Annotated in this window: 13 protein-coding genes; 4 read left to right on the top strand and 9 right to left on the bottom strand. The window is 65.0% G+C overall.

The window, feature by feature from the left end; all coding sequences use genetic code 11:
* Positions 1-15 precede the first annotated feature (15 nt).
* The 3 genes from ACFOKJ_RS04770 to ACFOKJ_RS04760 all read right to left on the bottom strand — a co-directional run bounded on the left by ACFOKJ_RS04770 (position 16) and on the right by ACFOKJ_RS04760 (position 3,299).
* Positions 16-1,644: a methyl-accepting chemotaxis protein gene (locus tag ACFOKJ_RS04770; protein ID WP_390276983.1), complete on the bottom strand. Its 1,629-nt coding sequence runs from the start codon at positions 1,642-1,644 to the stop codon at positions 16-18.
* A gap of 133 nt (positions 1,645-1,777) precedes the next feature.
* Entirely contained in the window at positions 1,778-2,245 is a 468-nt protein-coding gene (locus tag ACFOKJ_RS04765; RefSeq protein WP_390276982.1) for an outer membrane lipoprotein, read from the bottom strand.
* Positions 2,246-2,345: 100 nt separating this feature from the next.
* On the bottom strand, positions 2,346-3,299 hold the full coding sequence (locus ACFOKJ_RS04760) for a LysR family transcriptional regulator (protein WP_390276981.1): 954 nt from the start codon (positions 3,297-3,299) through the stop codon (positions 2,346-2,348).
* An 82-nt stretch (positions 3,300-3,381) separates the two neighbouring features.
* Here ACFOKJ_RS04760 and ACFOKJ_RS04755 point away from each other — a divergent pair, with 82 nt between their 5' ends.
* Positions 3,382-4,797, top strand: a complete 1,416-nt coding sequence (locus ACFOKJ_RS04755; RefSeq protein WP_390276980.1) for an MFS transporter — start codon at positions 3,382-3,384, stop codon at positions 4,795-4,797.
* A gap of 454 nt (positions 4,798-5,251) precedes the next feature.
* On the opposite strand, the gene ACFOKJ_RS04750 is transcribed toward ACFOKJ_RS04755, so the two are convergent.
* Both ACFOKJ_RS04750 and ACFOKJ_RS04745 read right to left on the bottom strand, forming a co-directional pair.
* Entirely contained in the window at positions 5,252-5,647 is a 396-nt protein-coding gene (locus ACFOKJ_RS04750; protein WP_390276979.1) for an acyl-CoA thioesterase, read from the bottom strand.
* Positions 5,648-5,734: 87 nt separating this feature from the next.
* On the bottom strand, positions 5,735-6,523 hold the full coding sequence (locus ACFOKJ_RS04745; RefSeq protein WP_390276978.1) for a class I SAM-dependent methyltransferase: 789 nt from the start codon (positions 6,521-6,523) through the stop codon (positions 5,735-5,737).
* 93 nt (positions 6,524-6,616) lie between these two features.
* Here ACFOKJ_RS04745 and ACFOKJ_RS04740 point away from each other — a divergent pair, with 93 nt between their 5' ends.
* Positions 6,617-8,848, top strand: a complete 2,232-nt coding sequence (locus tag ACFOKJ_RS04740; protein ID WP_390276977.1) for a DNA internalization-related competence protein ComEC/Rec2 — start codon at positions 6,617-6,619, stop codon at positions 8,846-8,848.
* Here ACFOKJ_RS04740 and ACFOKJ_RS04735 read toward each other — a convergent pair.
* From ACFOKJ_RS04735 to ACFOKJ_RS04720, 4 genes are read right to left on the bottom strand one after another with little or no spacing between them, the layout of a single operon-like run.
* Complete coding sequence (locus ACFOKJ_RS04735; RefSeq protein WP_390276976.1) at positions 8,806-9,726, bottom strand: response regulator; 921 nt, start codon at positions 9,724-9,726, stop codon at positions 8,806-8,808. The two genes, ACFOKJ_RS04740 and ACFOKJ_RS04735, sit on opposite strands and share 43 nt — an antisense overlap.
* Before the next feature lie 2 nt (positions 9,727-9,728).
* Complete coding sequence (locus ACFOKJ_RS04730) at positions 9,729-12,290, bottom strand: ATP-binding protein (RefSeq protein WP_390276975.1); 2,562 nt, start codon at positions 12,288-12,290, stop codon at positions 9,729-9,731.
* 29 nt (positions 12,291-12,319) lie between these two features.
* The gene (locus ACFOKJ_RS04725; RefSeq protein ID WP_390276974.1) at positions 12,320-13,090 is read right to left on the bottom strand and encodes a ParA family protein; all 771 of its coding nucleotides are present in this window, start codon (positions 13,088-13,090) and stop codon (positions 12,320-12,322) included.
* A 42-nt stretch (positions 13,091-13,132) separates the two neighbouring features.
* On the bottom strand, positions 13,133-13,642 hold the full coding sequence (locus tag ACFOKJ_RS04720) for a surface-adhesin E family protein (RefSeq protein WP_390276973.1): 510 nt from the start codon (positions 13,640-13,642) through the stop codon (positions 13,133-13,135).
* A 139-nt stretch (positions 13,643-13,781) separates the two neighbouring features.
* Between ACFOKJ_RS04720 and recQ the strand changes: the two genes are divergently transcribed.
* Positions 13,782-15,581 (top strand): DNA helicase RecQ, encoded by a 1,800-nt coding sequence (gene recQ / locus ACFOKJ_RS04715; protein ID WP_390276971.1) that lies wholly within the window; start codon positions 13,782-13,784, stop codon positions 15,579-15,581.
* Between the two features lie 138 nt (positions 15,582-15,719).
* A complete protein-coding gene (gene argJ, locus ACFOKJ_RS04710) occupies positions 15,720-16,937 on the top strand; it encodes a bifunctional glutamate N-acetyltransferase/amino-acid acetyltransferase ArgJ (RefSeq protein ID WP_390276970.1) in 1,218 nt (405 codons plus the stop codon).
* The last annotated feature ends 510 nt before the right edge of the window (positions 16,938-17,447 follow it).

Here is a 17,447-nt window from a genome sequence, read left to right as displayed (position 1 = left end):
CGAATGCCGGCGCGCTCACACCTGGAAGCGGGCGACCATTTTTTCCATGTCCGCCACCACGTCCTTCATCACGCCGGAAGTGGCGGCGGCGTGGTGGGCGATGTGGGTAACGTCCTCGGAGTGGTTGACCACCACCTCGATGCGCTGCGCCACCTCGGTGGAGGCGATCGACTGCTGGCGCAGCGAGGCGCTCAGTTCGTTGACGATGCCGGCCACCTGCTGCGACATCTGTTGCAGCTGCGCCATGATGTCGCCGGCCTGGCGGGCATTGCCGACACTGTCATTGGTCAGGCTGACGCTATTGCCCACCTCCTGCACCACCTCGCGGGTGGAGTCCTGGATGGCTGCCACCATCTGCACGATTTCGCTGGTGGACTGGGCGGTACGTTCCGACAGCTTGCGTACCTCGTCCGCCACCACGGCAAAGCCGCGGCCATGTTCGCCGGCGCGGGCGGCCTCGATGGCGGCGTTCAGCGCCAGCAGATTGGTCTGGTCGGCGATATCGCGGATCACTGCCACGATGCTGGAAATGCGTGCCGAGTCTTCCTGCAGCCGGGCAATGCGCTCGGCTGCGGATTCCACTACCTGCGATACCTGGCGGATCTTGTCGATCAGCCCCTGCAGCGAGTCGTAGCCCTGGCGCGCCTGGCGGTCGGAATCGTGGGTCAGCCCTGCTGCCTCCACCGTGCTGTCGGCCACGTGGCTGATCGAGGTGGTCAGCTCCTCGGCGTTGGCCGCAATGCCGGCGGCGGCTTCGCTTTGCAGCTCCACCGCCTGCTCCATGCGCTGCACCGAGTCGTTGAGGTCCTGCGACGACAGCCGCAGCGAGTCGGCATTGCGGCGGGTGCCGAGCATGGTCTCGCGCAGTGCCAGCTGCATGTCCGACATGGCCTGGATCAGCTTGCCCACTTCATCGCGGCTGCCGGGGGGCAGCTCGCTGCGCAGATCGCCACTGGCGATGCGCCGCGCCGCGTCCACGGTCTGCGACAGCCGCCCGGCAATGCGTCCGGCCATCAACAGTGACAGCACCAGCGCCAGGGCAATGCCCAGCAGCAGTGCCAGTATGCCGTTGCGGATACTCTGCTGCGCCGCCTGCTGCGCCCGCTCGCCGGCCGCCTGGGCGTTGGCCGCATTCAGCTTGCTCAGCGCATCGGTCTGGTCGCGCAGCGCGTTGGCGCGCTTCACCCAGTCGCCCTTGCGCAGCGCCTGTGCCGCGTCCTCCTGCCCGGCGCCACGCAGCGCAATGGCCTGCGCCACCGCCGCACGGTAGTCTGCCGCCGCCTGAACGGCCTGCTGGTAGACCTTGCGCTCGTCCTCGCTGCCGATCAGCGGCTCGTACGCCTTGAAGGCCTCGGTCAGCGAGCCATCCAGCTCATCCATGGATTTGCTCATCTTGAGCTGCTCTTCCGGCTGGCTAGCCAGCATGTATTCCAGGCTGCGCACCCGGTAGCGCAGCCGCAGCTGGCTGATGTCCGCTACCGCCTGCAGCGATGGCAGTGCATTGGTAGTAATGACGCGGGTGTCCTGGCTGATATCGCGGATCTGCCACAGGCAGTACAGGATCGCCAGCACCAGCACGCCGCCGCTGCCCAGGAAATTGACCAGGAACTTGGCTCGCAGCCCCAGGTGGTCGAGAAAGCGCATGACGTTCTCCTTGTCTGCTCCGTTGTGCCGGAATTATAGAAACCGCGCCCGGAATTGCATGACAGGGAAAAACGGAGGGGAAAAACGACAGGGAGAAATGAAAACTGCCGCCGGGGGCCCGGCGGCAGGGAGATTACATCGGCAGTACGCGGGCGGTGCCGTTGCCGGTGAGGATTTTCACGCGCTGGCCGGCGCTGATCGGTACATCGGCTTCCTGCACGATGGAGATGGTGCGACCCTTGTCGGTCTGCACCGTCAGCTCGTAGGCATCCTTGGTGGCGCCGCGCTGCATGGTTTGCGCGGCCATGCCGCCGACCATGGCGCCGATCACCGCGCCGGCGGCGGAGCCACGGCCCTGACCGATGCTGCTGCCGGCGATGCCACCCAGCGCGGTGCCGCCCAGGGTCAGCAGGTCGTTTTTGTCGCCTTCCATTTTCACGGTTTTCACATCCAGCACCTTGCCGTATTCCACCTCGTGGACCTGGCGCATGTCGGACTTGCTGTACACGGCAGCGGATTCGGAGCTGTACATATTGGCGCAGCCGCTGAGCGCGGTGATGGACAGCAGGGACAGGGTGGCGGCAAGACGCAGGCGGGACATGGCAGAGACTCCGTAGACAGAATTGGCGGCTATTTGACCACAATATCGATGCGGGGTTTGCGCAATCTGGATGACGGTTTGTGACCAAATGTGACTCAGGCTAGCTCTCTCCGGCTGCCGACGGAAACAGCTGCCGGAAGTGCTGCACGAGCAGCTCGCGCAGGTAACGGTGCAGCGGGTTGCCATCGTTGCGGCGGTGCCAGACCAGGTCGATGCGGATGCTGGTGTCCGCCGGGAGCGGCACGCAGTGGATGTCGCCCTGCTGACGGAACAGCGGCAGGTACAGCGTGGGCTGGATCGACAGCAGGGGCGCCTGCTGCAGGATGTGGCCGATGGCCATCAGGCTGGCCGACAGTGCCACGATGTGGCGCTGCAGGCCATGCTGGGCGAACAGGTGGTCGACGATGCCGGCAGCGGTGCCGCGATAGCTGCTCACCACCTGTTCCACGCTGGCCAGATCGGCAAGGGTAGGGCTGGCCGGCAGTGTCAGTTGTCCGGGGGCGTACACCGCGCTGAAACCGGTTTGGTGCAGGGCGAGCCGACTGTGCCAGTCGTGCAGTGCCAGCGGTGCCGCGGTCAGCAGCAGGTCGACTTCGTCGTTGTCCAGCGCCGCCAGCTGCTGGTCGATTTCCAGTAGTTGCGAGCGCAGCTGCACCCCCGGCGCCTGCCGCCGCAGGGTGGCGATCAGCGACGGGTACAGCATTGCCTCCATGCCATCCGGCGCCGCCAGCCGGAAACTGGCGTTGGCCGCAGCCGGGTCGAACGCCCCCGCTGGCGCCAGCAGTTGCTGCGCCTGTTGCAGCCAGGCGCGCACCGCCGGTGCCAGTTGCAGTGCACGGGCGGTGGGCTGCATGCGGTTGCCGCTGCGCACGAACAGCTGGTCGTCCAGTACCAGCCGCAGGCGCGCCAGCGCATGGCTCATCGCCGGTTGCCCCAGATACAGCCTGGCCGCCGCGCGGCTGACGTGGCGCTCCTGCATCAAGGCATCAAATGCCACCAGCAGGTTGAGATCCAGACGCCGCAGGGTGTCGTGGCTGAAATCGATATTGTTCATGAAGTGTATGATAACAATCGATTTCCCTGATGATGCGCCGTTTTCGATAATGCGGACCTGTTCTCTCCCGGTGCTGTCCGCCATGTCCCGTCCCTCCCTGCTCGCGCCCCGCTACACCTTGCACCATGCCGCCATCAGCATGCTGGTGCTGCTGGAGTATCTGCAAAGCGTGATGCTGGCGTTCGGCTCGCATGCGGTGAGCACGGGCGTGGGGGCCACGCCGCAGCAGTTCAGCCTGGCAGCGGCCTGCTATGCCGCCGTGGCGGTACTGATGATTCTCGGCCACCGCTGGTGGGTGCAGCGGCTGGGCTACCGCCGCATGTTGCGCTGGTCCTTGCTGGCATTCGGCGGCGGGGCGCTGCTGTGCGCGCTGGCTAGCACTCCGGCGGCCTTCATCGCCGCGCGCATGGTGCAGGCGCTGGGCGGCGCGGCGTTCTTTACCGCCTCGCGGGTGCAGATCATGCATTACCAGGGGCCGTCGCGGCTGCAGGCCATGGTGTTCCTGCCTGGCGGCATCATGCTGGGCTCCGGGCTGGCGCCACTGTTGGCCGCAGGTTTGCTGGCGGTGGGCAGCTGGCAGGCGCTGTTCCTGGTCATGCTGCCGCTGGTGTGGCTGGCCGACTGGCTGGTGCGGCGCGCGGTGCCGGTGCATGAGCCGATAGCGAATGCACGGCCGGACCGCGCCCACCCCTGGGCGATTGCCCTGCTGGCAGCCGGCGTGTTCCTGCTGCAGTTCGTGCTGGAGCGCGCACGCTTCGCGCTGTGGAGCGACGGCGCCACGCTGTGGGCGCTGGGGGCGGCGGCCTGTGGCCTGCTGCTGCTGTATCTGCGCCACGAATGGCGCCGGCGCACGCCACTGGTGCCTTACCACCGCTTTACCAGCGAGCGCTACCTGTGGGGCATGGGGGTGTATGGCGCGGGTTACCTGGTGGTATCCGGCACTGCCTATGTGCTGCCGCTGTACATGGCACAGGGGCTGGGCATGGATCAGCTGCACAGCGGCCTGTGGCTGAGCATCACCGGCCTGCTGGCCTTGCCGTTCGCCATCCTGCACCTGGCGCTGATGCTGCGCTGGCCGAATGTGCGCCGCTACCTGTTTGCCGGCGGGCTGATGCTGGCGGCGGCGGCTGTGCTGCTGGCGCTGGCGCAGCCGGGGAATCCGGCCTGGCTGCTGCCGGCCGGGCTGTTCCTGCTGCACAGCCTGTTCATGCCGTTCTTTCTCGGCACCACGGCGGCAGCGACGTTCAGCCAAGTGGACGAACAGGTGTTCAGCCACGCCTACCAGGTGAAGAACGCCATGCGCGAAGTGGCCAATGCGGTGGGGCTGTCGTGGGGCGTGATCATCCTGCAGCAGCGCAGCATGGCGCATGCGCCGCAGCTGGCAGGCGCCGGTAGCGGGCCACTGCTGCTGCAGGCGGGGCAGGATTTCTTCTGGCTGCTGGCGGCCATGGGCCTGGGGCTGGCGCTGTTCCTGCGCTTGCAGCGGCGCTTCGTGTAGGCGAAAAAATGCGGCCGGTGTGGCCTAATGCTGTTCACTTAAGGCTTTTTCCATTTCGTCGAGAACTAGAACAGTAACGATTTGCCCCAAGCCCGTTGGCGCGAGCCGGGCAAAAGGGTATGCCCCAGGTCTTAAGCCGCCGCATGTTTGAGCCGCGCGACGCTAGCGCGCGGCGAGTTCGGCGGTGCCTGGGGCGTGCCGTTTTGCTCGGGGTTTCGAGCAGCCGCCGGGGTGCTGGGGATTGTTAAGGGGGCCGCGGTGGCCCCCTTAACCTGTCAGCCGGGCGGAACCGGCACCAAAATTATTATCCGCGTAGCGGATTCCATGCCCGACAACACAGCAAAGCAACACGGTAAACGTTGGGCATCGCTCTGCACGCACAGACAAAAATGCCGTTCACTTGCTTAAGTGAACGGCATTAGCCGGGTTGGCCGCATATCGCTTGCGAGGCGGTTCAGCCTGCCAGCTGTTCGGCGAATGCCTCTGGAATCGCCGGGCGGCCGCGCTCGTTGATGGCGGTGCCGATGATCAGGCCTTCCAGCACCACCTTGTTGTCTGCCTGGCGGATCACCTGCTGGCGGAAGCCGAAGCGCACCCGGGATACCGGCTCGAACGCCACGGTGACCACGAACTGGTCGCCGCTGGTGAGCGATGCCTTGTAATCCAGCTCGGAGCGCACCACCACCAGGTTGATGTTCTGGCGCGCCAGCTCGGCAAAATCGATGCCCTTCGCCAGCAGAAACTCGTGGCGGGCGTGTTCCAGGTAGTTGAAGTACACCCCGTTATTCACGATGCCCTGCATATCGCATTCGTAATCGCGCACCTTGAAATCAACACTAAAAACAGACATCCACTGGCTCCATCGGGTAATTGGCAGGTAAGGCGCGGGCCTTGGCCCGCAGCGGGGAAATACTTGTCTGGCACCGGCCTGGCCGCATCAGGGCGTTGGCCGCAGCGCCTTGATCACGTACAGGTCGAAGCGGGTGGATTTGCCGTCCAGCACCGCCGACGGTTTGACGCCGGCGATGGCCGGGCCGCGTTGCGGGCGCTTCACCACCACGCGCACGGTGGCGGCGGCAATGGCGGCGGCTAGTAGCTCGCTGCTGTCCAGGTCGTCGCCGATGACGTGCTGGAACGCCTGCATGCCTTTCTTGGCGGCGGCGCTTTTCTTGTCGGTGTCCGGGAACATCGGGTCGACGAACACCACCTCCGGGCGTTGCTCCGCCGGCAGTTCGGCCTGTGCGGCCAACCAGCTGCGGGCGTCGGCATGCACCAGGGTCATGCGGCGGGCGATGTCCATGGTGTCCGGGTGCCAGCGCGCGCGCTCCAGCGCATCGTGCAGCAGCGCGGCGGCTACCGGCGAGCGCTCCAGCAGGGTCACCTCGCAGCCCAGCGTGGCCAGCACGAAGCTGTCGCCGCCCAGGCCGGCGGTGGCATCCACCACTCGCGGCAGATCCTTCGCCCCTTTCAGACCGATGGCCTTGGCCACCGGCTGGCCGCGGCCGCCGCCCTGTTCGCGGCGGTGGCGCGCGGCGCCGTCGACAAATTCGGCATACACCGCACCGTGCTTTCCGCTGGTGAGCAGCTCCAGCCGCTCCGGCCCCAGCTCCAGCCAGTAGCCTTCTTGCGGCCGCTGGTTGACCAGCGGCAGGGCAAAGCGGGTAGCCAGTTGTTGCGCGGTGTCGCGGCGCGCCGGCTCGGCGCAGTACAGCGGGGTGGTGGTCATGATGCGGTTCCTGACAAGTGGCGGCGAAGATACGGCAAGCCGCCGGCAGCGGCAACCTTGCTGGCAATAATTCGTATTGCATAGCATGGCGCGATGGAAAAGCTTATCGCCCTGTGCCTGGGGCTGGTGCTGTGCGTGTGGCTGCCGGCCCCGCCGGACTGGCATCTGCTGCTGGCCGCTGTGATCGCCGGTTGGCCGCTGTGGTGGCGGCGCCGCTTGCCGCTGTTGCTGATGTGCCTGCTGCTGGGCATGGCCTGGGCTGGCTGGCGCATCGATCAGCGTCTGGCGCAGCGGCTGCCGGCGACGCTGGTTGGCGTGCCGCTGCAGATCAGTGGCCAGGTGGTGGAGTTGCCGCGGCGCAGCGAATTCGGCGTGCGCTTGCGGCTGGTGCCGGATGCCGATGGGCCGCATCCGCTGCCACCCTTGCTGGAGCTGAACGATTACGCCGGCAGGGAATGGCCGGCCGGCAGCCGCTGGCAGCTGCAGGTGCGGCTGCGCCAGGCGCATGGTGCGGCCAACGTGGCCGGCTTCGATGCCGCGCGCTGGTACTGGAGCGAGGGCGTGCTGGCCAGCGGCAGTATCGGCAAGCTGCGCCAGCCGCTAGCGACGGCCACCTGGGGGCCAGGCTGGCTGGATCGGTGGCGGCAAGCGCTGGTGGCGCGACTGTACCGGACGATCGGGCCGGGACGGGATGCCGCGCTGGTGGCGGCGCTGGCGCTGGGCGCGCAGCAGGATATTGGCCGGCCGCAGTGGCAGGCATTGGCGGCCACGGGGCTGACGCACGTGGTCAGCGTGTCCGGGCTGCATATTTCGCTGCTGGCCGGCTTGGTGTTCTGGCTGGTTCGCCGCTTGCTGCGACGGTGGCCGCAGAGCCAGCCGCAGCGGCTCGCCCTGCTGGCCGGCCTGTTGGCGGCGCTGGGCTATGCGCTGCTGGCCGGGTTTTCGGTACCTACCCAGCGCACGGTGTGGATGCTGGCAGCCACGGTGGCGGCATTGTGGCAACTGCGCAGCCTGTCGGCATGGCAGGTATGGTTGGCCGCCTTGAGCGTGGTGTTGTTGCTCGATCCGTTTGCCGCGCTGGCCGCCGGTTTCTGGTTGTCGTTCGGCCTGGTGGGGGCGCTGATTGCCGGTGAAACCGGCCTGCGCGCCCACCCTGGCTACTGGCCGGCGCTGCTGGGGGCGCAGTGGCGCGCCACGCTGGCATCACTGCTGCCGCTGGCGGCCATGTTCGGGCAATGGCCGTGGTTGTCGCCGCTGGCCAATGCGGTGGGGATTCCGCTGGTTTCGCTGTTGCTGACGCCGCTGGCGCTGTTGTCGCTATTGCCCTGGGGCTGGCCGGCGCAGGCAGCCGGCTGGCTGGCACATGGTTTCTGGCTGGGGGTGGACTGGCTGGCAGCTGGGCCGCAGTGGTGGTTTCCCGCCCTGCCGTGGCTATTGCTGCCTGCTGCCTTGCTGGGCAGCCTGTGCTTGTTGCTGCCGCTGGCGCGCGGCCTGCGTCTGGCCGGGGTGTTGCTGCTGTTGCCGCTGCTGCTGTACCGCGCGCCACGGCCGCCGGCTGGCGAGTTGTGGCTGGAGGTGCTGGACGTGGGGCAGGGGCTGGCGGTGCTGCTGCAGACGGCGCAGCACGATCTGCTGTTCGATACCGGCGCCGGAGATGCCGGTCGCGTGGTGTTGCCGGTGCTGCGAGCGCTGGGGGCGACGGGGCCGGCGCTGATGCTGTCGCATCATGATGCCGACCACGATGGTGCGGCATCCGGGGTGTTGGCCGCCTTGCCGGTGCGCGGCATCTGGCGCGGCCAGCCGGGCAGTGTGCCGGAGCATGCCGCCACGCCATGCCGCGCCGGGCAGAGCTGGGTGTGGGATGACGTGCGCTTTGATGTGCTGTGGCCGCATGCAGATACCGCAGGAGATGACAACAGCCACAGCTGCGTGTTGCGGGTGGCAACCTGGCGGCAGGCGGTGCTGCTCAGCGGCGATGCGCCGCTGGCGGTGGAGGAGGAACTGGTGCGGCGTTATGGCGCGGCGCTGCGCAGTCAGGTGCTGGTGCTTGGGCATCATGGCAGCCGTAGTGCCAGTGCCGATGCCTGGCTGGATACGGTGCGGCCGCAGCTGGCCATCATCAGTGCCGGCTATGGCAACCGTTACCGCCATCCCCATCCCGTGGTGTTGCAGCGCCTGGCCGAGCGGGGGCTGGCGGTGTGGCGCACCGACCGTGACGGCGCGTTGCAGTTGCGGCTGGGGCAGGGGCAGGGGCTGGTTCTGCGCGCCAGGCGCCAGCCGGCTTACTGGCTGCCGCCCTGGCCGGCCGAGGCGGCTGGCAGGTAGCTTACCGCCCGTACCACGTTGCCGCGCTCGCGATATTCCAGTTCGTCGAACGACAGCCGGCGCGCAATCATGATGCCGCGACCATGGCTGGCCAGCAGTTGGCCGGGTTCGCGGGCCAGAAATTGTTGCCAGTCGAAGCCATCGCCTTCATCGCGCACTTCAAAGCTCAGGGCTTGAGCGTCGCGCTGCATGCTAAGGCGCACTTTGCGCTGCCCCAGCTGCGGGTCGCTCAGGCGTCGTTCCAGCTCTTGCTCCCATTGCTCCTGCTGCTGCAAGCGGGTTTTTTCTTCGAAGCTCACACCCAGATTGCCGTGTTCGATGGCGTTGACGATCAGTTCGAACAGGCCGGTGGCCACCTTTTCCGGTTCCGGGCTGGTCTTGGCCAGCAGCGAGGCGACATGGCGGGCCTCCTGCAGGGTGCGAAAGCTGAATTCTGCCTGCTGCAGAAACTGCAGTGCCCCCATTTGCTGGCTGGCCAGCTCGCGGAAGTACTGGTGACGGTCCCAGTGCACGGTGGCGGCGGCCACCACCGCCAGCAGCATGTCGCGCGAGAACGGCTTGGTCAGGTAGTAGAAGGCGCCGGAGGACAGCCCTTCCTGTACGCTGGCGGCGGCACCCACCGCGGTCTGCATGATTACCGGCAGGAAGGCCAGGTGCGGGTTGGCCTTCATGCGGCGCAGCAGCTCGAAGCCGCTGATGCCCGGCATCATCTGGTCCAGCAGCACCGCGGCGTATTGCTCGCCATGCTGTTGCAGCAGTTGCCAGGCGGCTTCGCCATTGGCCACGGCTTCGGTGTCGTAACCGGCGTCCTGCAGCAACTCGCCAAGCAGTTCCAGGTTAAGCGGCTCGTCGTCCACCAGTAACAAACGCTTGCCCATGCTCATTTCTCCTTGTGTGGGCCGTGCTGCCGGCGCGGCAGGGTAAATTGGAAGATGGCACCACCGCCTTCAGCATTGCGCACGCTGATGCTGCCGTGATGGGCGAGCACGATTTCGCGGCTGATGGCCAGCCCCAGCCCGCTGCCTCCGGCGCCGGTCTTGGTGAGGCTGCCCTGGATGAACATGCCGAAGATATGGTCGCGCTCCTGCTCCGGCACGCCCGGCCCCTGGTCGTGGATTTCCACGCATACCGGCGATTCCGGGCTGAGCCCAGGGTCCACCGTGACGCTTACCCGGCCGCCTGGCGGGCTGAACTTGACGGCATTGGACAGCAGGTTGCGTACCACCTGGCCGATACGGAACGCGTCCAGTTCCAGCTGCAGTTCATCCGGCAGCGGCACGAACAGCAAGGACACCGCATGCTGTTCCGCCTGGCCACGGACTTCCTCCACGCATTCGCGAATCACCTGTTGCAGATCGTGGCGCTGCATGGCGTATTCCATGCGGCCAACCTCCATCTTGGACAGGTCCAGCAGTTCGTTCAGCAGCGAGAGCAGGCGGCTGCCGCTGTGGTGGATGCGCTCGAAATAGCGTTGCAGTTTGGGGAGCGCTGCCGGGTCGTCCTGCTGCTGGCCGATTTCGGCAAAGCCGAGAATGGCATGCAGCGGGGTGCGCAGTTCATGCGACATATTGGCCAGGAATTCGGTCTTGGCGCGGCTGGTGTCCTCGGCCAGGTCACGGGCGCGGCGCAGCGCCTCCTCGGTGGTGCGCTGCGCCGAAATATCCTGATACAGCCACACCGAGCCCAGCGCAGGCTGGCCCGGCTTTACCGCGCGACCGAACATGCGCACCCAGATGGTGTCGCCGCCGCCGCGCACCAGCAGGATGTCGTCCTGGGTCACTTCACCGCTGTTCAGCGCCGGGTAGACGCTGCGGCCGGTGCGCAGGAACTGTTCATCGCTGTCGTACAGGATGCGGGTGGAGCCTTCCAGGATTTCGTCTTCCCTGCGCTGGAACAGGCTCAGAAATGCCTTGTTCACCTGCTTGAAATGGCGGTCGACAATGTAGGCCATCGCCATCGGGCTGGCGTCCAGCAGTGCCGACAGCTGGCGCGAGCGGGTTTCCACCTGCTCGGCCAGGGTGTCGGTCAGACGCAGCAGCGCGGCTTCGCGCTCCTTGCGCGCCGCGATATTGCGGCACACCACCAGGTAGAACGCCGCGGCATGGTCGGGCTGGATCTGGCTGATCGACATTTCCACCTGCAGCATGAAGGACTGGTCGCAGATCAGCAGTGCCTCGAACGGATGGCCCAGCAGCGGGGCGACATGCTCGGCAAAGCTGCTGCGCGGCGGGTGGTGCAATTCGCTGATCAGCGCGCCGGCTGGCAATTGCAGCAGCGCATCCTGCTGCTGGCCGATAAGGCGGGCGGCTGCGGGGTTGACCAGCAGCACGTGGCCGCTATTGCTCAGCAGCAGCACGCCATCGCTTTGCTGCGCCAGCAGGGCGCTGTAGCGCTCCCCGGTTTCCTGCAGTGGCTGCACGCGCTCCCGCTGGCGTTCCAGCTGGGTTTTCAGCGACAGGTTGCTATCTTGCAGGCGGCCTATCATGCCGCTCTGGTAGTGCAGGGTTTGCCGGTTCTGGCGTGACAGCTGGCGGCCGGCCAGCGCCAGCAGGGCAATGGCGGCCAGCAGCAGGGTGCCGGCCAGCAGGTGGCTGCTGTTGTCGCTGCCGCCGCTGTCGACCGGCATGATTTCGAAGCGTAGCTGCTGGCCGCCTATGGTGCGGCTGGCGCGCAGCAGTGGCAGCTGTACGCTGGCGAGTTCCGGATGGCTGTCGGCCAGCAGCGGCTGCTGCCGATCCTGAATCAGAATGCGCAGCCGCAGTTGTTCTCTTGCCTCCCCCTGGCTGCTGTTGCTCAGCAGTTGTGCAGGGTTGATGCCGATGCCCAGCAGCACCGGCTGCGACCGGGTCTTGCTGCTGAAGAACAGCGCCAGCCGCTGCCGGCTGCCGGCATGCAGTTGCACCAGTGTCGGCAAACCGTCGGCGAAGGCGCGCTGCAGCGCCTTGTGTACTTCGGGCTGCACGCCCAGATCCAGGTGCAGCGGCAGCGCCTGGCTGTCGTCCGGGTATTGCTCGGCTACCGGAAAGTAAATCGGGCGCACGCTGGCCGGCACCAGCCGGTTGCCATCGAACTGCCGCAGCAGCAGGCCCTGGCTCAGTTCCACGGCCTCGCGCTGGTGCTGGTCCACCCTTGCCACCACGGCCAGAAAATCAAATGCCGGGTTGGCGGACAGTACGTAAGGCGCGTAGCGGGCAAAACTGCTGTCGGCCGCATGATTGCCATCGCTGCTGAGCAGCAGCTCGGTGGCGGTCTGGCCGTTCTGCATCAGCTGCAGCAGCTGCTGGTTGAGCTGGGCGATACGTTGACCGGCCTGCTCCAGCTGGCGGCTGCGCATGGTTTTCTCGCTGGACTGCTGCAACAGCAGCATGGCCAGCAACCACAGGCATAGCGCCAGCAGCAGGCTGGAAAGCAGTAGCGTGGCTGGCTTGAGCTCGGTTTTCATCGACGGGAAGACCGGCGGTTGTCGTGGTGTCAGTGCTGGGCCAGGTTGGCGTAGAGCTGGCTGAACTCCTGCGCCAGCTTGTGGCGCGCATCCAGGAACACCATCGGCAGGCAGCGCTCGTGCGATTCGCGGATCTTCACCGACGCCGACAGCGGGGGAGACAGCACCGGGTGGCCGGCGTCGCGCAGCTCCTGCACCATGCGCGCCGGCAGGCTGGCGCGCGGTTGATACTGGTTTACCACGATGCCTTCTATCTGCAGCTCCGGGTTGTGATCCGAGCGAATCTCGGCGGCGCTGTCCAGCAGACCCAGCAGGGCCTGGCGCGAGAAGGTATCGCAGTCGAACGGAATCAGGCAGCGGTTGGCCGCAATCAGTGCCGAGCGGGTATAGAAGTTCAGCGCCGGCGGGGTGTCGATCCAGATTTCATCGTAATCGGCCTCCAGCTGCAGCAGCGCTTCACGCAGTTTGAACATCTTGTAGCGCGCTTCCAGCTTCACCATCAGCTCGGCCAGCTCCGGGTGTGAAGCCAGCAGGTGCAGGTTGTCATGCTGGGTGGGCAACACGAATTCGGCCGGCTTTTTCTCGAACAGACTGATATTCAGCATCTGGCCAAAAAACGCGGCGGCATTGGCATGCTCCGGTGGCACGCTGCTGCCGCTCAGGTAGTGGCTGGCATTGCCTTGCGGGTCCAGGTCCAGTAGCAGCACCTTGCGGCCAGCCTTGGCAGCGGCGGCTGCCAGGTTGACGGTAATGGTGGATTTGCCCACCCCGCCTTTCTGATTGAATACCACCCTGCGCATGATCACCCCTTGTCAGTTCGCGGCCAGTGGCCGGTGCTTGCTTCAGACGGCCAGCGCCTGTTTGCAAACGTATTCCATTTGCTGGAACGATGCCGATTGCCGTACCACCGGCATCGGTCGGATTTCGCTGTCACTATAGCTGCGGCTCAGTATCACCCGGCCGCTGTCATCCAGCAGCTGCATGGCTGCCAGGCGGAAAGTGGAAGCAATGCAGTCCACCTCCCAGCTGTTGATCGACTGCTTGTGCTGCGGTGTGTTCAGGAAGTTTTCCTTCTTCGGGTTGAAGATGGTCTTGCGGTCGCGGAACACGGTCAGCGAGCCTTTGCGCTGAATGCTCAGGCGGTCGATTTCATGCAGGATGTTGCCACTGGGGGATACGCCCAGGATGATCCATTCTGCATTGGCGATGACGGGGGCGCGCTGTTGCGGTGCCGGTTTGGCCGGAGTCAGGATGCCGGCTTTGGCACCGCCGGTTTTGCCGCCCACGCCACTGCTGGTGGCGCAGCCGGTCAGGGCCAGTGTGGCCAGGGCAAACAGGAAATAAGACTTCATGATCTGGTTCAGGCTGCATTAACTATGCAAGTCTCGCATAGATAGGCCTTGGCGCAGTAGTGTTTCCCTTCGCCGGCGGGGGAAAGCGCGCGATCAGGCGCTTTTTGCGTACAATGCGCGCTTCACGTGAAGAATCCCGATGCAGGACGCACTCTCCCTTCTCCAGAATACCTTCGGCTACCCGGCTTTCCGCGGCATGCAGGCCGACATCATCGCCCATGTGGCAGACGGCGGTAATGCGCTGGTGCTGATGCCTACCGGTGGCGGCAAGAGCCTGTGCTACCAGATCCCGGCATTGCTGCGCCCCGGCCTTGCGCTGGTGGTATCGCCATTGATCGCGCTGATGCAGGACCAGGTGGCCGCGCTGCGCGAAGCCGGTGTGGCGGCTGCCTGCCTCAACTCCGCTACCACGCAGGACGAGGCGCGCGCCATTGCGCACTTCGCCCGCGAAGGCCAGCTCGACCTGCTGTACGTGGCACCGGAGCGCTTGCTGTCGCCGCGCTTCCTGGAGTTTCTTGCCAGCCTGCCGCAGATCGCGCTGTTCGCTGTGGACGAGGCGCATTGCGTCAGCCAGTGGGGGCACGACTTCCGCCCGGAATACCAGCAGCTGGGTCAGTTGTTCCAGCGTTGGCCGCAAGTGCCGCGCATCGCGCTCACCGCTACCGCCGACGCCGAAACTCGCGCCGACATGCTGCACTACCTGCAGCTGCAGGATGCGCGCCAGTTCATCACCAGCTTCGACCGGCCTAATCTGTTCTACCAGGTAGTGGAAAAGGACAGCGCCAAGAAGCAGCTGCTGGCTTTTATCGAGAACGATTACCCCGGTGTATCCGGCATCGTCTACTGCCTGTCGCGCAAGCGGGTGGACGATACCGCGCAGTGGCTGTGCGAAAACGGCATACGCGCCTTGCCCTATCACGCCGGCATGAGCCACGAAGATCGCGACCGCAACCAGCGCACCTTCCTGCGCGAGGATGGCATCGTGATGGTGGCCACCATCGCCTTCGGCATGGGCATCGACAAGCCGGACGTGCGCTTCGTCGCTCACATCGACCTGCCCAAGAGCCCGGAGAACTTCTATCAGGAATCCGGCCGCGCCGGTCGTGACGGCCTGCCGGCCACCAGCTGGCTGTGTTACGGCCTCAACGACATGGTGCAGCTGACGCAGATGATCGAGGGCGGCGACAGCCCGGCGCAGCAGAAGCAGGTGGAGCTGACCAAGCTTGACGCCATGCTGGGCTACTGCGAAACCCCCAGCTGCCGCCGGCAGCAGATCCTGGCTTACTTCGGCGAGGCGGCGCAGCCCTGCGGCCAGTGCGACAACTGCCTGCGTCCGCCTGCCACCTACGATGCTACCGTGGTGGTGCAGAAGTTGCTGTCCTGTATCTACCGTTGCGGCCAACGTTATCCGGCCGGCCACATCATCGACGTGTTGCTGGGGCGTCCCAACCAGTATGTGCAGCAGGCAGGGCACGATAAGCTGTCCACCTTCGGCATCGGCAAGGAACTTAACCAGAAAGGATGGCGTTCGGTAATTCGTCAGCTGGTGGCGCGCAAGCTGCTGCAGGTGGACATCGTGCGGGGGCAGTCGCTGCTGCTTACCGATACCTGCCGCGCCATTCTCAAGGGCGAGCAGCAGATCGAGTTGCGCCCGCTGGCCGAGGCCCGCCAGCGCCAGAGCGTGCACAGCGAACGCTGGCTGCGCACCGAGCGCGAAGAGCGACTGTGGTCCGCGCTGCGCCGCTGGCGCAAGGCCACCGCCGACGAGCACAACGTGCCAGCCTACGCGGTATGCAGCGATCGCACCCTGCAGGAGCTGGTACAGCAGCGGCCGGTAACGCCGAGCGGGCTGAAAAAGGTGTATGGCCTGGGCGAACTGAAAGTCGCGCGCTATGGCGAGGCGCTGCTGGGGCTGATCCACGAGCATGGTGAAGGCTGAGAGGCAGCGCCTGTCGCTGATTAACCGCGCCTCATCGGCCTGCGCCTTTGATCCGCGACAGCGTTAATGCCTGCTACGGGTGATGTGCGGCCGGCGATTCAGTTACAATCTTGCGACATCAAATTTCGGAGAATCGCCATGCCAGTCAATCTCAAGCCCGTGGACAACAGCCAACTCGCTCCCATTGCCGGTGTGGATCTGGCCTATGCCGAAGCCGGCATCAAGAAGCCGGGCCGCAAGGACGTGCTGGTGATTCGCCTCGACAAAGGCAATACCGTGGCTGGTGTGTTTACCCAGAACCGCTTCTGCGCCGCACCGGTACAGCTGTGCAAACAGCACCTGGATGCTGGCGTGCAGATCCGTGCGCTGGTAGTCAACACCGGTAACGCCAACGCCGGTACCGGCGAATCCGGTCGCCAGAACGCCCGCGCCGTGTGTGAGGCGTTGGCCGCAGAACTCGACTGCCTGCCGGAGCAGATTCTGCCGTTCTCCACCGGCGTGATTCTGGAGCCGCTGCCGGTAGACAAGATCATTGCCGCGCTGCCGCAGCGCCAGGCCGCCAGCTGGGCCGATGCCGCCGAAGCCATCATGACCACCGACGTGGCGCCCAAGGCCACCAGCCGCACCATCCAGATCGACGGCCAGACGGTGAACATCACCGGCATCGCCAAGGGTGCCGGCATGATCCACCCGAACATGGCCACCATGCTCGGCTTCATCGCCACTGATGCGCCGGTTACCCGTCCGCTGCTGAACCAGCTGGTAAAAGAGGTGGCCGATCTCAGCTTCAATAGCATCACCATTGATGGAGACACCTCCACCAACGATAGCTTCATGCTGATCTCCACCGGTCAGGGCAGTGCGGCGCGCATCGACAGCGCTACCTCCGCCGCCTACGAGCAGCTGAAAGCGGCGGTGCTGGACGTGGCTATCGAACTGGCACAGGCCATCGTGCGTGACGGCGAGGGCGCTACCAAGTTCATTACCGTACAGGTAGAAGGCGGCCGCACCATTGCCGAATGCAAGGCAGTGGGTTATGCCATCGGTCGCTCGCCGCTGGTGAAAACCGCTTTCTTTGCTTCCGATCCGAACCTGGGCCGCCTGCTGGCCGCCATCGGTTACGCCGGCATCGCCGACCTGGATGTGGATCGCCTGGAGATGTATCTGGACGACGTACTGGTCGCCAAGGACGGTGGCCGCAACCCGGACTACAAGGAAGAAGACGGCCAACGTGTGATGAAGCAGGATGAAATCACGGTGCGCGTAGTGCTCGGTCGTGGCCTGTCCAGCGCCACCGTATGGACCTGCGACTTCTCCTACGACTACGTGAAGATCAACGCTGACTACCGTAGCTAAGCAATAGCAGACCAGCCTGTGCTGGTGCTGGCACCAGGGCCGCCAATGCGGCCCTTTATCATTTTGCGGCAAGTCGAATAAAAACTACTGAAAAGCGGGCTATTTGCACATCAGTAGCTGCTGTAAGCATCGAATCAGGCCAGATCGTAGGGTTTGATGAAACGTTAATTGTGATTTTCATTTGGTATTTTTGTTTGTTTACAGTGTGTTAGGTGTGCTTGTTTTCAAATGCTCATGTTTTTGTAAAAAATACTGTTGACGAGGCGAAAAGCGATGCGTATAGTTCGCTCCATCAGCTGACGACGACACGAAACGAAGTCAGCCCGCTCTTTAACAAACCAAATAACCGATAGGTGTAAGTGCCTGGCGAGCCAGACACTTGCACTGCAAGAGAAAGTGACACGAATGTCAGCTTCGGCTGTTATTCGGTTTCTTTGAACTTGCGTGCCAAAAAATTGCTTGGATTTGAACTAAAGAGTTTGATCCTGGCTCAGATTGAACGCTGGCGGC

It is taken from the genome of Vogesella amnigena, assembly GCF_042648905.1.
GTDB classification, from domain to species: Bacteria; Pseudomonadota; Gammaproteobacteria; order Burkholderiales; family Chromobacteriaceae; genus Vogesella; species Vogesella amnigena.
Note: the sequence above shows the minus strand (reverse complement) of the source record. Positions and strands in the feature narration are given on the sequence as shown.

Excerpts from the sequence above, each read along its gene's own strand:
- ACFOKJ_RS04740 (WP_390276977.1), top strand. The coding sequence starts at position 6,617 with ATGGAAAAGCTTATCGCCCTGTGCCTGGGGCTGGTGCTGTGCGTGTGG.
- ACFOKJ_RS04725 (WP_390276974.1), bottom strand. The coding sequence starts at position 13,090 with ATGCGCAGGGTGGTATTCAATCAGAAAGGCGGGGTGGGCAAATCCACC.
- ACFOKJ_RS04770 (WP_390276983.1), bottom strand. The coding sequence starts at position 1,644 with ATGCGCTTTCTCGACCACCTGGGGCTGCGAGCCAAGTTCCTGGTCAAT.
- ACFOKJ_RS04760 (WP_390276981.1), bottom strand. The coding sequence starts at position 3,299 with ATGAACAATATCGATTTCAGCCACGACACCCTGCGGCGTCTGGATCTC.
- ACFOKJ_RS04755 (WP_390276980.1), top strand. The coding sequence starts at position 3,382 with ATGTCCCGTCCCTCCCTGCTCGCGCCCCGCTACACCTTGCACCATGCC.
- ACFOKJ_RS04765 (WP_390276982.1), bottom strand. The coding sequence starts at position 2,245 with ATGTCCCGCCTGCGTCTTGCCGCCACCCTGTCCCTGCTGTCCATCACC.
- argJ (WP_390276970.1), top strand. The coding sequence starts at position 15,720 with ATGCCAGTCAATCTCAAGCCCGTGGACAACAGCCAACTCGCTCCCATT.
- ACFOKJ_RS04745 (WP_390276978.1), bottom strand. The coding sequence starts at position 6,523 with ATGACCACCACCCCGCTGTACTGCGCCGAGCCGGCGCGCCGCGACACC.
- ACFOKJ_RS04730 (WP_390276975.1), bottom strand. The coding sequence starts at position 12,290 with ATGAAAACCGAGCTCAAGCCAGCCACGCTACTGCTTTCCAGCCTGCTG.
- recQ (WP_390276971.1), top strand. The coding sequence starts at position 13,782 with ATGCAGGACGCACTCTCCCTTCTCCAGAATACCTTCGGCTACCCGGCT.
- ACFOKJ_RS04735 (WP_390276976.1), bottom strand. The coding sequence starts at position 9,726 with ATGGGCAAGCGTTTGTTACTGGTGGACGACGAGCCGCTTAACCTGGAA.
- ACFOKJ_RS04720 (WP_390276973.1), bottom strand. The coding sequence starts at position 13,642 with ATGAAGTCTTATTTCCTGTTTGCCCTGGCCACACTGGCCCTGACCGGC.
- ACFOKJ_RS04750 (WP_390276979.1), bottom strand. The coding sequence starts at position 5,647 with ATGTCTGTTTTTAGTGTTGATTTCAAGGTGCGCGATTACGAATGCGAT.